The 409-nt window shown below is 77.8% G+C and carries 1 protein-coding gene; it reads left to right on the top strand.

Features of this window, described 5'->3' with window-relative positions; translation table 11 throughout:
• On the top strand, positions 1-409 hold a 409-nt coding region (locus G3I78_RS49650), incomplete at both ends, for an FAD-dependent oxidoreductase (RefSeq protein ID WP_164437249.1).

The raw sequence follows: 409 nt of genomic DNA, 5'->3' as shown, positions 1-409 counted from the left end.
CTCGTCGTCGGTGCCGGGCTCGGCGGCCTGGCCGCGGCGCTCGCGGCGGCCGAGCGGGGCGCCCGCGTCGTCCTCACCGAGGAGCACCCGTGGATCGGCGGGCAGCTCACGTCGCAGGCGGTGCCGCCGGACGAGAGCGCGTGGGTCGAGCGGTTCGGCGTCACCGCGCGCTACCGCGCCCTGCGCGACGGCATCCGTGACGTCTACCGCCGGTCGTACCCGCTCACGGACGCCGCGCGCACGTGGGACGCCCTCAACCCCGGCGCCGGCTGGGTCTCCAAGCTGTGCCACGAGCCGCGCGTCGCGGTCGGAGTGCTGGAGGAGATGCTCGCCCCGTGGCGGTCCGCGGGTCGGATCCGCCTGCTCGAGCGCGTGCGCCCGACGGCGGCCACGACCGAGGGTGACCGCG

This window comes from Streptomyces sp. SID13726, assembly GCF_010548375.1.
Classification (GTDB): domain Bacteria; phylum Actinomycetota; class Actinomycetes; order Streptomycetales; family Streptomycetaceae; genus Streptomyces.
Note: the sequence above shows the minus strand (reverse complement) of the source record. Positions and strands in the feature narration are given on the sequence as shown.